This window comes from Frankia sp. CeCAU1, from assembly GCF_977971845.1.
This window is the reverse complement of the sequence record NZ_CDWWXA010000053.1, coordinates 1-14,687: the sequence shown is the minus strand read 5'-3', so window position 1 is coordinate 14,687 and position 14,687 is coordinate 1. Positions and strand designations below refer to the sequence as shown.

At 68.6% G+C, this 14,687-nt stretch carries 11 protein-coding genes, 1 tRNA gene and 1 pseudogene; 10 read left to right on the top strand and 3 right to left on the bottom strand.

The genetic code is table 11. The features are described 5' to 3' along the window. The 3 genes from aceB to AC08OO_RS11620 all read left to right on the top strand — a co-directional run. On the top strand, positions 1-1,581 hold a 1,581-nt coding region (aceB, locus tag AC08OO_RS11630), incomplete at its 5' end, for a malate synthase A (protein ID WP_476618504.1). Between the two features lie 188 nt (positions 1,582-1,769). Beyond that, on the top strand, positions 1,770-2,657 hold the full coding sequence (locus tag AC08OO_RS11625) for an AAA family ATPase (protein ID WP_476610595.1): 888 nt from the start codon (positions 1,770-1,772) through the stop codon (positions 2,655-2,657). A gap of 98 nt (positions 2,658-2,755) precedes the next feature. After that, positions 2,756-4,204, top strand: coding sequence for a vWA domain-containing protein (locus tag AC08OO_RS11620; RefSeq protein ID WP_476618503.1), 1,449 nt, complete (start codon positions 2,756-2,758; stop codon positions 4,202-4,204). A 70-nt stretch (positions 4,205-4,274) separates the two neighbouring features. Here AC08OO_RS11620 and pgm read toward each other — a convergent pair whose 3' ends face one another. Continuing rightward, complete coding sequence (gene pgm / locus AC08OO_RS11615; RefSeq protein ID WP_476618502.1) at positions 4,275-5,966, bottom strand: phosphoglucomutase (alpha-D-glucose-1,6-bisphosphate-dependent); 1,692 nt, start codon at positions 5,964-5,966, stop codon at positions 4,275-4,277. Positions 5,967-6,216: 250 nt separating this feature from the next. On the opposite strand from pgm, the gene nadD reads away from it, so the two are divergent. The 4 genes from nadD to AC08OO_RS11595 all read left to right on the top strand — a co-directional run bounded on the left by nadD (position 6,217) and on the right by AC08OO_RS11595 (position 8,296). Then, positions 6,217-6,804, top strand: a complete 588-nt coding sequence (nadD, locus tag AC08OO_RS11610; RefSeq protein ID WP_476611228.1) for a nicotinate-nucleotide adenylyltransferase — start codon at positions 6,217-6,219, stop codon at positions 6,802-6,804. A 189-nt stretch (positions 6,805-6,993) separates the two neighbouring features. Beyond that, the gene (gene rsfS / locus AC08OO_RS11605) at positions 6,994-7,449 is read left to right on the top strand and encodes a ribosome silencing factor (protein WP_476607752.1); all 456 of its coding nucleotides are present in this window, start codon (positions 6,994-6,996) and stop codon (positions 7,447-7,449) included. Then, positions 7,446-8,144: a histidine phosphatase family protein gene (locus AC08OO_RS11600; RefSeq protein WP_476611227.1), complete on the top strand. Its 699-nt coding sequence runs from the start codon at positions 7,446-7,448 to the stop codon at positions 8,142-8,144. The genes rsfS and AC08OO_RS11600 overlap by 4 nt, the downstream gene beginning before the upstream one ends. 78 nt (positions 8,145-8,222) lie before the next feature. Further along, positions 8,223-8,296 (top strand) — tRNA-Ala (locus AC08OO_RS11595). Between the two features lie 556 nt (positions 8,297-8,852). Here the strand turns inward: AC08OO_RS11595 and AC08OO_RS11590 are convergent. Further along, positions 8,853-9,647, bottom strand: a complete 795-nt coding sequence (locus AC08OO_RS11590) for a transposase domain-containing protein (protein ID WP_476618501.1) — start codon at positions 9,645-9,647, stop codon at positions 8,853-8,855. Between the two features lie 887 nt (positions 9,648-10,534). Between AC08OO_RS11590 and ltrA the strand changes: the two are divergent. Next, positions 10,535-11,401 (top strand): annotated as a pseudogene (gene ltrA, locus AC08OO_RS11585) (group II intron reverse transcriptase/maturase); the annotation flags it as partial. 67 nt (positions 11,402-11,468) lie between these two features. Beyond that, positions 11,469-11,762: a group II intron maturase-specific domain-containing protein gene (locus tag AC08OO_RS11580; RefSeq protein ID WP_476611230.1), complete on the top strand. Its 294-nt coding sequence runs from the start codon at positions 11,469-11,471 to the stop codon at positions 11,760-11,762. 757 nt (positions 11,763-12,519) lie between these two features. On the opposite strand, the gene AC08OO_RS11575 is transcribed toward AC08OO_RS11580, so the two are convergent. After that, positions 12,520-13,191, bottom strand: a complete 672-nt coding sequence (locus AC08OO_RS11575; protein WP_476611224.1) for a GPR1/FUN34/YaaH family transporter — start codon at positions 13,189-13,191, stop codon at positions 12,520-12,522. A 406-nt stretch (positions 13,192-13,597) separates the two neighbouring features. On the opposite strand from AC08OO_RS11575, the gene AC08OO_RS11570 reads away from it, so the two are divergent. Continuing rightward, complete coding sequence (locus AC08OO_RS11570; protein WP_476611223.1) at positions 13,598-14,116, top strand: helix-turn-helix domain-containing protein; 519 nt, start codon at positions 13,598-13,600, stop codon at positions 14,114-14,116. Positions 14,117-14,687 lie beyond the last annotated feature (571 nt).

Here is a 14,687-nt window from a genome sequence, read left to right as displayed (position 1 = left end):
CGGACCGTGCCGGGGCTCACCGCGGAGCAGGTCGACGCGGTGCTCTCCGACAACGCGCTGGCCTTCGTCGCCGGGTTGCACCGCACGTTCGCCGGCCGGCGTGCCGAACTGCTCGCCGCCCGGGCCGCCCGCCGCGCCGCGATCGCAGCCGGGGCCACCCTGGACTTCCTGCCGCAGACCGCCGACATCCGGGCCGGGAACTGGCGGGTCGCGTCGCCGGCGCCGGGGCTGGTCGACCGTAGGGCCGAGATCACCGGCCCGACCGACGCCAAGATGCTCATCAACGCGCTCAACAGCGGTGCCCGGGTCTTCATGGCGGACCTCGAGGACGCCAACGTGCCGACCTGGTCGAACATGGTCGTCGGACAGCACAACCTGAGTGAGGCCGTCGCCGGCACGCTCGCCTTCACCTCGCCCGACGGCCGTCGTTACGAGCTCGACGAGTCCACGGCGACGCTCGTGGTGCGCCCGCGCGGCTGGCACCTGCCGGAGCGGCACGTCACCGTCGACGGGGAGCCGATCGTCGCCGCGCTCTTCGACGCCGGAATGTACCTGGTCCGCAACGCGCACGCCCTGCGTGCTACGGGCGTGGCGCCGTACTTCTACCTGCCGAAGCTGGAGGGTCATCTCGAGGCCCGGCTGTGGAACGACGTGTTCACCGCGGCGCAGGCCGAGCTCGGCCTGCCCGTCGGCACCATCCGGGCGACCGTTCTCATCGAGACGCTGCCCGCCGCCTTCGAGATGGAGGAGATCCTCTACGAGCTGCGGGAGCATTCCGCCGGACTCAACGCTGGCCGCTGGGACTACATGTTTTCCACCATCAAGACGTTCGCGTCCCGGCCGACTGAGTTCCTGCTGCCCGACCGCAACGGCGTGACGATGACGGTGCCGTTTCTGCGCGCCTACACCGAGCTGCTGGTCTCCACCTGTCATCGCCGCGGCGCGCACGCGATCGGCGGGATGGCGGCGTTCATCCCGTCGCGGCGCGACCCCGAGATCAACGCCGCGGCCCTGGCGAAGGTGCGCGCCGACAAGGAGCGGGAGTCCGCGGACGGGTTCGACGGGAGCTGGGTGGCGCACCCTGACCTGGTGCCGGTGTGCACCGAGGTCTTCGATGCGGTGCTCGGCGACGAGCCGAACCAGCTCACCCGGTTGCGTGACGACGTCAAGGTCGGCGCCGGCGACCTGCTGGCGGTGCGCGACACTCCGGGTTCCGTCACCGCGGCCGGGGTCCGCGGGAACATCAGCGTCGGGGTGCGCTACCTGGAGAGCTGGCTGCGTGGGATCGGGGCGGTCGGCATCGACAACCTGATGGAGGACGCCGCCACCGCTGAGATCTCCCGTAGTCAGATTTTCCAGTGGATAGCCGCCGGGGTCGTGCTCGACGACGGCCGTCCGGTCACGGCCGATCTGGTCCGGACCACTCTGGCGGAGGTGCTGGACCAGATCCGGCTCTCCATCGGCGCCGCCGCCTTCGACAACGGTCGCTGGAAGGACGCGGCGGCGGTGTTCGAGGAGACGGCGCTCGGCGAGACCTTCGTCGAGTTCCTTACTCTTCCCGCCTACGAGCGGATCGACTGAACCGGCGAACACCCAGGCGAACACCTCGGGAGAATCCCCGGGTGAACCGGCGGCGAACAGGTCGATGAGCAGCCCGTGGATATCCACCCGGCGGACGGCGGCGCGCAAGGCGTAGTCACCCGTCTGCGGCGCCAGCCTGGCAGTATGGACGTGGCGATGCCTGACACGGGGACGGACGGAAGGTGGCCATGTCGCTGCAGGAACACGCTTTCGCCGACGTCGCTGATGTGCGGGAACGGCTTCGCGTGACCGGATACCTCGCGGACGAGGCGATTGCCACCACGGTCTTCCTCGCGGATCGGCTACGTAAACCGCTGCTTGTGGAGGGGCCCGCGGGTGTCGGTAAAACCGAGCTCGCGAAGGCGCTGGCGACCGCGGTTGGCGCCGAGCTCATTCGGCTGCAGTGCTACGAAGGGCTTGATGAAGCTCGCGCACTGTACGAATGGAACTACAAGAAGCAACTGCTGCGCATTCAGGCCGGATCGGGAGACGGCGGCGCCGAGGGTTGGCAGCAGGCCCACGACGACATCTTCAGCGAGGAGTTTCTGCTCTCCCGGCCGTTGCTGACGGCGATCCGCCGCCAGCAGCCGACGGTGTTGCTCGTCGACGAGACCGACAAGGCCGACGTCGAGGTGGAAGGCCTGCTGCTGGAGGTGCTGTCCGACTTCCAGGTGACGATTCCGGAGCTCGGTACCATCAGCGCCATCCGCCGTCCCTTCGTCATCCTGACCTCCAACGCGACGCGGGAGCTGTCCGAGGCGCTCAAGCGGCGCTGCCTCTACCTCAACCTGGACTATCCCTCGGCCGAGCGGGAGAAGGAGATCGTGCTCTCCCGGGTGCCCGATCTCCCGGAGAGGCACGCCGAATCGTTGGTCCGGATCGTCCGCGCGCTGCGGGCGATGGAACTGAAGAAAGCGCCCTCCATCGCCGAGACCATCGACTGGGGTCAGACCGTGCTCGCGCTCGGATTCGACACGTTCGACGAGACCGCCGTCGCCTCGACTCTCGGCGTCGTCCTCAAGCACGCCAGCGACCAGGCCCGAGCCATCAGTCACCTCAAGCTCGGCGCGAACTGAACAGCCCGAGCCGAACCCATCGAACTGATCGAATTCATCGAATCGATTGCCAGCTGACGGCCGTCGCCACGGCCGCACGTCCACGAGGGGGCGCCGGCATGAATCTGCTGGACCGCACCGTCGATTTCACCGCGGCGTTGCGCCGGGTCGGTGTCCCGGTGAGCAGCGCTGAGACCGTGGATGCCGCCAGGGCCGTCGGCGCGCTGGGCTGGGCCGAGCGGGACGCCGTCCGGGCGGCATTCGCGGCGACCCTGTGCAAGCGGCCGCTGTACCGGCCGGCTTTCGACACTCTGTTCGACCTGTACTTCCCGCCCCGGATCGGGGACGGGGTGTCGCTGGACAACCTGGACGACCTGGACGACCTGGACGACGACCCGGCCAGGGCTGCGAACGGCGCGGCGGCGAACGCCGGCGTCGATCCCGGCGAGCTGTCGCCCGAGCAGCTGGAGGAGCTGCGTCAGGCGCTGCGCGACCAGTTGCTCGACGCGCTGCGCGACGGCAACGACGAGGCGCTGCGCGCGCTCGCCCGGCAGGCGGTGAGCGCGTTCGGGTCGGCGCGCGGCAGCTCCGCCCGCTCGTGGTTCATCTACCGGGTGCTGCGGGTGATGTCGGCGGAGACCCTCATCGTCGATCTGCTCGCGGCGATGCTGGCAGATTCCGAACGTGGCGGACTCGCCGAACGGGCTGCCCGGCAGACCATTACCGACCGGATCCGCGAGTTCGAGGAGATGGTGTCCACCGAGGTGCGGCGGCGGATGGCCGAGGAACGCGGCCTCGATGCGGTCGAGCGCACCGCGGTGAAGCCGCTCAGCGACCAGGTCGAGTTCCTGCGAGCCTCCCAGCGGGACCTGGTGGAGCTGCGCAGGCAGGTCTACCCGCTCGCCCGGCGGCTGGCGACCCGGCTGACCGCGCGGCGCCGGTTCGGCCGTATCGGCCGGCTGGACTTCCGGCGCACGGTGCGGGCATCGCTGGCCACCGGCGGCGTACCGGTGGAGACCAGGCACCGCCCGCACAAGCCGCACAAACCCGAGCTGGTCGTGCTGTGCGACGTCTCCGGCTCGGTGGCCTCGTTCGCGCATTTCACCCTGATGCTGACCCATGCGCTGCGCGAGCAGTTCGCCAAGGTCCGGGCGTTCGCCTTTATCGACACGACCGACGAGGTCACCAGGTACCTGCGCGGCCTCGACCTCGGCGACATGATGGCCCGCATCTCCGGAGAGGCGGACCTCGTCTGGTTCGACGGGCACAGCGACTACGGGCATGCCATCGAGGTCTTCGCCGAGAAGTACCCCGAGGCGGTCGGTCCCAAGGCGTCGTTGCTGATCCTCGGTGACGCCCGGAACAACTACCGACCGACCTCGGCGACCATCTTCAGGCGGCTGTGCTCGCAGGCCCGGCACTCCTACTGGCTCAACCCGGAGCCGCGCAGCTACTGGGGCTCGGGCGACTCGGCGACAAACGTGTACGCCGAGCTCGTTGACGAGATGGTGGAGTGCCGCAACGTCGAGCAGCTCCAGGCGTTCCTCGGGCGGCTTCTTCCGTCCTGACGGGTCCCCGACCCCGGCCCCAGCCCCGGTCCCCAGGCTGGCTCCGGGACCGGCCTGGGGACCGGCAGGATCAGCCGCGGGCGAGGGCGGCGTCAACGATCGACTGTGCCTCCGTGATGACTTCGTCGAGATGTCCGGGGCCCCGGAAGCTTTCCGCGTAGACTTTGTAGACGTCCTCGGTGCCGGAGGGCCGGGCGGCGAACCAGGCATCGTCAGTGACGACCTTCACCCCGCCGATCGCCGCGCCGTTGCCCGGCGCGTGCGACAGCGCGGCGGTCACCGGCGAACCGGCGAGCGTCGTCGCGCTGAGGCTCTCCGGGGTGAGCGCGGCCAGGATCTTCTTCTGCGCTGGGGTGGCCGGCGCGTCGACCCGCCGGTAGGCCGGGGCACCGTGGACATCGGTGAGCTCCCGGTACAACTGCCCGGGGTCCCGGCCGGTGACCGCCGTCATCTCGGCGGCGAGCAGGCAGGCGATGATCCCGTCCTTGTCGGTCGTCCATACCGCGCCGTCGCGGCGCAGGAACGACGCGCCCGCGCTCTCCTCGCCGCCGAAGCCCAGGTTCCCGTCGGTCAGGCCGGCCACGAACCACTTGAAGCCCACCGGCACCTCGACCACGTCGCGGCCGAGGCTCACTCCGACTCTGTTGATCATGCTGGAGCTGACCAGGGTCTTGCCGATCGCCGTCCCGGTCGGCCAGCCCGGGCGGTGGCCGAACAGGTAGGCGATGGCCGCGGAGAGGTAGTGGTTCGGGTTTAACAGCCCGGCCGTGCCGGTGACGATGCCGTGCCGGTCGGCGTCGGCGTCGTTGGCGAGGGCGACGTCGAACGAGCCGGCCAGTCGCACCAGGGAGGCCATCGCGTACGGCGACGACGGATCCATCCGGATCCTGCCGTCCCAGTCGGTCGTCATGAAGGCGAAGGTCGGGTCGATCGTGGTGTTCACCACGTCGAGATCCAGCTTGTGCCGCTCGGCGACGGCCTGCCAGTACACGAGGCTCGCCCCACCGAGCGGGTCGACGCCGATGCGCACCCCGGCGCCGCGGATCGCGTCGAGATCGATGACGTCGCCGAGGTCCGCGACATAGGCGCCGACGTAGTCGTGGACCACGGCGGCGGCGCGCGCCTGCGGGTATGGCACCCGGGCCACGCCCGCGAGGCCACCGTCGAGCAGGGCGTTCGCGCGATCCTGGATGACCTTGGTGACGCCGGTGTCCGCCGGACCGCCGTGCGCCGGGTTGTACTTGAACCCGCCGTCGGCGGGCGGATTGTGCGACGGCGTGACGACGATGCCGTCGGCGAGGCCGCGCGCCGGGCCGGTGGCGCCGGTGGTGTCCGTCCTGCCCGTCCTGTTGCTTGGCGTGCGTTCGCGGTTGTGGCGCAGGATCGCGTGCGAGATCACCGGGGTCGGGGTGGCCTCGCCGTCCGGGGCGATGCGTACCGTGACGCCGTTCGCGGCGAGGACCTCCAGGGCGCTCGCGAGCGCGGGCGCCGACAGTGCGTGCGTGTCGATCCCGACGAACAGCGGTCCGTCGACGCCTGCCTCCTTCCGGTAGTCGCAGATCGCCTGGGTGGTGGCCAGGATGTGGTCGGCGTTGAAGGAGCCGCGCAGCGCCGAGCCACGATGACCGGATGTGCCGAACGACACCCGCTGGGTCGGATCGGCGGGATCGGGATGGATCTCGTGGTAGGCGGCGAGCAGGCCGTCAACGTCAACGAGATCCTCGGGGGCGGCGGGTTGCCCCGCACGCGGACTGGTCGGCATGGGCGGGACCTCCTTGCGGGGGGACGGGGCCGGCCTGCGGCCTGTGGTCAGCCTAGCCGGGTGGGCCGTTCCAGGACTGGCCCGCTTGCGGCGGGCACGGCGGTGGGCGTGAGACCGATGAGCGTGAGGCGCTGGTGGGTGTGAGGCGCTGGTGGGTGTGAGGCGCTGGTGGGTGTGAGGCTTTGTGGCACATCTCCCGCTGGGCTGCGCCAGACGGGCACGTGCGGTGATGCGGGGTTAGTGTCCGGTCGTGCGCCTCGGTGTCATGGGTGGGACCTTCGATCCCGTCCACAACGGGCACCTCGTCGCAGCCAGTGAGGTGGCCGCCCTGTTCGATCTGGACGAGGTGGTCTTCGTGCCGAGCGGGCAACCCTGGCAGAAGATCCATCGCAAAGTCTCCGCCGCCGAGGACCGCTATCTGATGACCTTCCTCGCGACGGCGGGGAACCCGCAGTTCACGGTCAGCCGGATCGAGATTGACCGGGGCGGCGCCACCTACACCATCGACACCCTGCGAGACCTGCGTGCGGCGCGACCGGACGACGAGCTGTTCTTCATCACGGGGGCGGACGCGCTTGCGCAGATCTTCACCTGGCGTGACCACCGCGAGCTGTTCGAACTGGCCCACTTCGTCGGCGTGAGCCGGCCCGGTTACCACCTCGCGCTGGACGCCGGCCTCCCGACCGGCGCCGTCAGCCTGCTGGAGGTCCCGGCGCTGGCGATCTCCTCGTCCGACATCCGGGAACGGGTTGGCCGCCGGGCGCCGATCTGGTACCTCACTCCCGACGGGGTCGTGCGCTACATCGCCAAGCGGCGTCTCTACCAGGGTGCTCCCTGACCCGCCGAGCCGTCCGGACGGGCCACCGGGCCAGGCGATATCTCGATTTTTCGGCCCGTCGTGGACGCGAGGAGTGCCCTGCCCGCGCGTCGATGTGTCACGCTGGATGCAGCCGTCCGGCCCCGGACGGCGCGCGAGGCAGCCGAAGACGGATGCCTCCCGCCCGTCACCACCCTGGAGAACCCGAGCGTGACCGCTTCCCCGCGAGCCGTCGAACTCGCCCTCGCCGCCGCGCAGGCGGCCGCCGACAAGCTCGGCCATGACCTGCTCATCCTCGACGTGAGCGATCGGCTGGCCATCACCGACTGCTTCGTGCTCGCATCCGCGGGCAACGAGCGGCAGGTCAAGGGTATCGTCGACGAGATCGAGGAGCACCTACGCCGGCTGGGAGCCAAGCCCGTCCGGCGGGAGGGAGAGCGGGAGGGCCGCTGGGTCCTGCTCGACTTCGTCGACGTGGTGGTGCACGTGCAGCGGGACGAGGAGCGGGTCTACTATGCCCTCGAACGGCTCTGGAAGGACTGCCCGGTGATCCCGTTCGTCGACGCGGCGGTCGGGGTCGGGGTCGGTGCCTCCCCGGGGTCCACCGCGGCGAGCGGCGGCTCGGGCTCGGGGGTGGCCGGGCCCGGTACGGCGACCCCACGGTGAGGCTGCTGCTCTGGCGGCACGGCAGGACCACCTGGAACGACGTCGGCCGCTTCCAGGGGCACGCGGATCCGCCCCTCGACGCCACCGGGCGCGCCCAGGTCGCCGCGGTGGCCCCGGTCATCCAGGCGATGCGCCCGGAACTCGTCGTATCGTCTGACCTGCAACGTTGCCGGGACACCGCGGCGGCGCTCGGCGTGCCCTTCCGCTCCGACGCGCGGCTGCGCGAGATCGATCTCGGCGCGTGGTCCGGGCTGACCGCTGCCGAGGCGGCCCAACGCTTCCCCGCGGAGGATCGGGCCTGGCGGCGCGGGGATGACGTGCCCCGTGGCGGTGGCGAAACCTACCGGCAGGTGGCGGAGCGGGCCGGCACGGTCTTCGACGAGGTCCGGGCCGAGGGGTTTCCGGCCGAATGGGACGGTCTCGTCGTGTTTGTCCTGCACGGCGGTACTGCCCGGTCACTGATCGGTCATGTGCTCGGCCTCCCACCGGAGTTCTGGTGGCACTTCGGACCGCTCGCCAACTGCCGGTGGTCCGTCCTGCGGCTCGTCGAGGGTGGGTTCCGCCTGGTCGAGCACAACGCGGGGCCGCTGGCTGGTAAGGTCGGGACCGCCGGATCGGGACTAACCGAGACGCTCCTGCCGAGCCAGGGGGCGCCGACAGTAGCCGACACGGAGCCTGTACACTTGCCGAAGTAGTCCATCAGGACAGGTTTGGTGCCCGGGTGGGGTGCAAGACCGGATTTGCTCGGGTCTGATATAAAATGAATAGTAGTTGGGGCTGTGGCGCAGTCTGGTAGCGCATCACACTGGCAGTGTGAGGGTCAGGGGTTCGAATCCCCTCAGCTCCACCCTAGAGTTGTTATTGGAACCCTTACCCCAATGTCACTGACGCTAAGTCGGTCAAGCTGCGGGTTCAGCGGGTTGGTGAGCCTGATCGTGGGTGGCGCGTTGTGGTGGGTGCCGCGTTGGCCGGGTTTCTTGACGGGGTACTGGTTGTGCCGGGCTCGGTGGACCACGCGAGGGAAGGTACGTTCGCGGCGGCTGTTGAGCCTGTCTCCGGGTGATGTCGGCGGCGAGTAGCCGTAGCACACGGTGATGCTGGTCATCAGGGGGAAAACCGGGTCGGTGACGATCCGGTCGCGGATGATCATTACGGTGCGCAGGAACTTGATCCGGTCGCGGCCGCCTCCCGCGGGTCGAGGATGGTGGCGATCAGAGCGATGATCTCGTGTTTCCCGTCGCCTTCCCGGTCGGGGACGTCGTACTCGACGAGGCGGGCGTAGCGGGCTTTCGCCGGGTCCAGCGGCGTGCCGGCCCGGGCCGTGGCGAGCAGCGCGTCCCGCGCCTTCCCGGTGATCTTCGGGTTGATCAGGACAGTCAGGTACGAGCCGTCGGGTAGTGCCTTCAGCGGGGGCAGGCGCAGGGTAACCTTGACCCGCCACAGCAGCGCCGCGCCGGTGCCCGCGGCCGTGCACCACAGTCCGCCCAGGAGTAGAAGTTCCGGTCGGCGAGCAGCAGCCAGCCGGGCTCCAGCTGTGGGTAGAGGCGTCGGGGCAGCGCCTGCTCGCTGGCGGCCTTCGCCCCGCCGGCCGGGCCGAGTCCGGCGAGGACCACCGCGTGTGAGGCACACTCGGACACGGTCGCTGCGCGGATCTTCGGCAACGCTCCCGGAGCGTTGTCGCGGCCGGCGGGCAGGCCGAACGCGGCGGTGTTCTCCTTCGACGCCGGCGCGTCCCATTCCAGCCCGTCGATGCTCATCAGCCGCCACGGGCCGAGAAACGCCCCGAGGGTGTCCATGTCCGCGGCCGGCCCGGCGACCTGGGAGAACAGTTCCGCCAGCGGCGCCGGGCCGAGCCGCTGGCGGGCCCTGATCAACCCACCCGAGGTCGGTTCCCATTTCGGCGAGGTGACATCGAGGTCGTCGAGCGTCCCGGCCAGCCGGCGTGCGACCGTCTCGTAGTCATCGTCGGCGAACAGCGCCAACGCCATCACGAAGTAGGCCACCACGTGCGGCGGGATCGTCGCGTCGCTGCGCCGGGCACCCTTCCCGGTCGCCTCGGTCGCCTCGGTCGCCTCGGTCGCCTCGGTCGCCTCGGTCGCCTCGGTCGCCTCGGTCGCCTCGGTCGCCTCGGTCGCCTCGGTCGCCTCGGCACGCGGCACGAACGACGCCAAGACTCCCAGCGAGATCCAGTCCGTCAACCGGCCGTCCACCGCCCGTCACACGCCCTGATCATGCCGCTAACCAGGCAGAACTACCGGAACCGACACACCCGGAACCGACACACCCCACAGCAGTGTCCGCCGCGTCGGTGGTGATCGTCATCAGGTGTCACTCCTTGATCGGGGTTACACCGTTGTTCTTGGTGCGCCCAGTGATCTGGAGGTGGCCGTGGGGCCATGACCTGGTCTGAAGCTCGTCGTCGCCTGCCGGTGGAAGTCCGGTCCGGGTAGCTGCCAGGAGGCCCGGTAGCAGGGTGCCGGCGTCGGGGGGAAACGCCCGGGGTCGAAGCGCACCGTCGAAAGCCCTGAGAAGGGGGAGCGACTGGGCGGTCCGTAGCATGAAGCGAAACCTGCAGCGCCGTTAAAGTGCCTGCCGCAAGGTGGGAAGAGGGAGTGCCGAGCCCCTTTAGTCAGAGTGAAGGCCATGGAAGCGGTGAAGACCCTGGAGTGCGGCCGCGAAGGACTCCTCGGCGTAGGGGGTGCGGAACGTTCAGATGGTGACGGCGGGAACTGGGGAGGCCCTCCCCGGCCGAAACAGGCTGCGGGAATCCTGTGGAAGTGCGACGTCTTATAACCGGTGAGGAACCGGGAAGTGGACAGCGTGTCGGGAGGGTGTCGGAGGCGGCCATATTACCGGTCGAGCCGGACGGACAACATAACCGCCGGTGAGGGAAGGGCCGCTACTTCGTCTACGCGCTGGTGTGAGGGAGATCGGGCTGGTGAGTGCCGTTTCGGCTAGGTCCACCCTGGCGGCTGTCCGTGGGGACAGGGTCCGCGTCTTGCAGCATGCGCTCTACCGGGCGGCCAAGGCCGATCCCGGACGGCGGTTCCACGCGCTGTATGACAAGGTCTACCGCAGAGACGTCATGCGGCGGGCGTGGGAGCAGGTGCGCCGCAACCGCGGCGCAGCCGGCATCGACAACATCACCCTGACCAAGGTCGAGGAGTACGGCGTGGACCGGCTCCTCGACGAGCTGGTCTGCGAACTGGAGGAGGGCGGTTACCGTCCGCTACCGGCCGGGCGGGTGTTCATCCCGAAACCTGGGTCGAGCGAGCGGCGGCCGCTTTCTATTCCTGCGGTTCGGGACCGGATCGTGCAGACAGCGTTGAAGATCGTACTCGAGTCGGTCTTCGAGGCTGATTTCCTCGGCTGCTCGTTCGGCGCTCGGCCGAAACGCAGCACGCACGATGCCCTCCAGGTCCTGTTGGACGAATCCTGGCGGGGTCGTCGGTGGGTGGTGGAAACGGACGTCGCCAACTGTTTCGAGGCGATTCCGCACGAAAAGTTGATGCAGGCGGTTGAGGAACGGATCTGCGATCGGAAAGCCCTCGCTCTGGTACGTGCTTTCTTGCGCGCCGGGGTGATGGAGGACGGGTCGCAGCGGCGGGCGGTGACCGGCACCCCACAAGGGGGATGCGTGTCGGCGCTCATGGCTAACGTCTACCTGCACCGGCTCGACCGGGCATGGGACCACGGCTGTGACGGGACGCTGGTCCGCTACATCGACGACCTCGTGGTGATGTGTGAAAACCGGCAGCAGGCCGAGGCCGCGCTCGCGCGGACCACGGCCTTGCTGGCTGGCCTCGGCCTACAACCGAAGGCGGCGAAGACCCGGATCGTGCACCTGACCGAAGGTGACGAGGGGTTTGACTTCCTCGGCTTCCACCATCGGCTGGTACGCGCCCGTGGTCGGACCGGGGCCAAGCGTGTCGTCTTCCTCGCCCGCTGGCCGTCCCGCAAGGCGGCCCAGCACGCCCGTGACCGGATCCGGGATCTGACCGCCCGGTCGCCGGCTGCTGGTGCCGGTCGACACCGTCGTGCGGCAGGTGAACGCCTTCCTGCGCGGCTGGGCCGGGTACGTCCGCTACGGAAACTCGGCCCACGTGTTCGACAAGATGCAGACCTATGCCGTGCACCGGCTGGCAATCTTCGTGGCACACCGTCACAAACGCAGCCGGGCATGGGGCTGGCGGGTCGTGGCCTACGCCTCACCCGACCACTTCGGTCTGCTCAACCTCGACGGGACCGTCCTTGCTCCCAGACCGAACCGCCCCTGGAGATCACCGAATGCCGGCGGTGAAAGACGTCGGTGAGCCGTGTGCGGGAGAACCGCATGCACGGAATCGACGGGAGGGAGCTGGAAACGGAGCGGTCACCCGTCACCGCGCCAGCTCCCTACCCAACCACTCCCTCCAGCAGCGCGTGCTCGACCTCCTCGGAGTCGACCCGACCAAACCCCCGTGATCAAGAAAATGGGCTGGTCAGGGACCTAAACCGAACGTGCGGAGTGCAGGAGCAGCAACTCACAGCGCACAACCAGGGGAGTGGCCCGGGTCGTGGAGATCCTTTTCTGTAACCCGGTTCAGGCTCTGGCATTTGGGGGAAATCTACCGTCACCGTTCGGTGACGGTAGATTCTCCTGTTTCATGCATTGGGATTCCTGTTTATGTACTTGCAGTGTTGACCTTGCCCGGGTTCTCGCGGAAGAATGACTCTGTCATGTTGGTTTCCACGCGATGGCGCCCACAGCTGCGAGAACCCGAGCAGGCTCGGTGTCGATTGCCGCGGGCGCCACCAGTGGCCAGCGCAGCCTGGCCGTTCAGGCGAAATTGATCTTCATCGCTTATTCTTTGTTCTTTTTGGTGTTATGGCCGTTGGCTCGGGGATGGAATCATCGGTGAACGTGCCACCATTTTCGACGTTGATGACGATTCCCTCGGTCTCTCCATTTACCTGCTCGGTGAACCGGATTGCAATCACCAATGTCGATTATGAATCTGATGGCAGGTGCAAGAAATTTTCATCAGTACGCGTCAGCCCGGCTATCTATGGCAATCGTATCGCGGCATGCTATCCGGAGATGATCGGCTTGCCGAGCGGCAGGCCCTTCCCGCCGGTCTCGGTGAACATGAGGTCGAGGTACAGGTAGACTGCGACCGCGATGAAGGCGAACACGACGTAGCCGCCGGCGTGGGTGAGGGCGGTGCTGGTGTTGATGGTGCCGAGTAGCAGCAGCACCAGCGCGACGTCAACGAGCCCGAGCAGCAGAGTGTAGCTGCTGGGCAGGCGCAGGGTGGCCACGGTGAACAGGACGATGGTGACCAGCCAGCTGATCAGCCACAGCTCGGTGCTCCTGGTGACCTGATCGGCGGGGATGTTGTACCAGTTGTGGCCGAGACCGAGGACGAACGCGGCGTAGCTGCCGTAGAACCCGAAGAACACCGCGAAGAGGCTGGCCGCGGCGTTCTGCCCGAGCGCTGCCGCCCAGATCGCGGAGATCAGAAGACCGACGGTGGTGGCGGTCATGATGACGGGTATGGCTGCGCCGGCTGCGGCGGGCGGAAGCCACCCGGTGTCGACCAGCCCGAGGCCGACGGCCCCGGCGATGAAGGTGGGGATACCGATCACGCCCGGGTTGCCGCGCAGCGGGCTGGGGGGCGGCGAAGTGGGTAACGCCTCGGCTTCGTTTGGTAACGGCTGTGAGTGGGTGGCGACGGTGGCGCTGTCAGTGCTGGTGGTCATCGGGATCATCCTCCTGAAGGGGCCGTTTCCGAGGCGGCCCGCCGTGTGTGCTGCGGGTGCAGGCGGTAGAGGAGGGCTGGACGTGCCGTGGGGGACTACGCTGTCCCCGTCCTATGTCGGTGAGGCAGCGTCCGGCCTTCCCAGTTTTGCTGGCGTTGCTTGCCGTCGTGTCACGCAGCGGGCTACGCGAAACAAGCGAGGAGTTTAATAATGCCTTCCTCCTTGGGTTCCTTCAACCTGAAGGCGCATTCGACTTCGCCAAACCCGAAATCTGGGTCGTCATCGCCAGTGTGATGTCCATAAACGTTTGCTGGGTCGGGAGGCGCCGGGTGGGGCTGGCGCTGCCCGGGGGCGGGATGTGCACTGTCGGTACCGACGTGTGTGACCGGTGCCGGGAGGTGGGCGTATGGCACAGCGTGTGCGGGCGCGGCGGCTGACCGGGGAGGAAAGCCGCCAGGTGCAGGCGCTTGTGCGGCGGGGGACGCACTCCTCGGTCCGGACCCGCCGGGCGACGATCATCATGGCATCGGCCGGCGGGACGACGGTGCCGGCGATCGCCCGGCTGGTTGCCGCTGACGAGGACACGGTCCGGGATGTGATCCACCGGTTCAACGAGATCGGTCTGGCCTGCCTGGACCCCCGGTGGGCCGGAGGCCGTCCCCGCCGGATCAGCTGTGAAGACGAGGCGTTCATCATCGCGGTGGCCCGGACCCGTCCCGCGAAACTGGGGCGGCCGTTCACGCACTGGAGCCTGCGTAAACTCGCCGACTACCTGGGCGACAACCCCGACCGGGTCGTCACCGTCGGCCGGGAACGGCTGCGTCAGCTCTTGGGCCACCACCGGATCTCCTTCCAACGGACGAGAACCTGGAAGGAGTTCACCGATCCGGACAAGGAGGGAAACTCGACCGGATCGAGTACCTGACCGCCACCTGCCCGAGCCGCTGCTTCGTCTTCGACCAGTTCGGCCCGGTGTGCACCGTCGTCATCGTCAGCTCCGACCACCCCAACCACACCGTGCTCGCCCGCGAACCGCAGGCCTACCCGCGCGGGCGCAACGCCGACGCCCGCTATCCCGCCCGTCTTGGCCGCGCAACGCCGCGAACGCGCCCGCGTCCGCGTCCGCTCTGAACGCCAGCAACGCTGGGGACGCCCCCGCACCCAAGCCGCCTAACCCAACCCAGCGAACATTTATGGACACCGCGCTGACGGTCGGCGTGTGCTTGGTGCTCGTGGCGCCCCGGCCACAGTGGTCGGCAGGACATCTCTGAACGTATGGAGGAGATCCTTGCCAGCGAGGCGGCATCCATCAGAAACTCCCGAGGGGACTGACGCCTTCAGACGTCAGGGGAACTGGAGGACGCGCTGCGTACCCATTTCGCGCTCTGACGTCGTGACGCCGCCAAGGTGTGTCCGACAGGACGCGGCGGCACCCCGGACACCCTGGTCGACACCCCGGTCGACACCCCGGTCGAGGTGGAGCCCACCCTAGACCT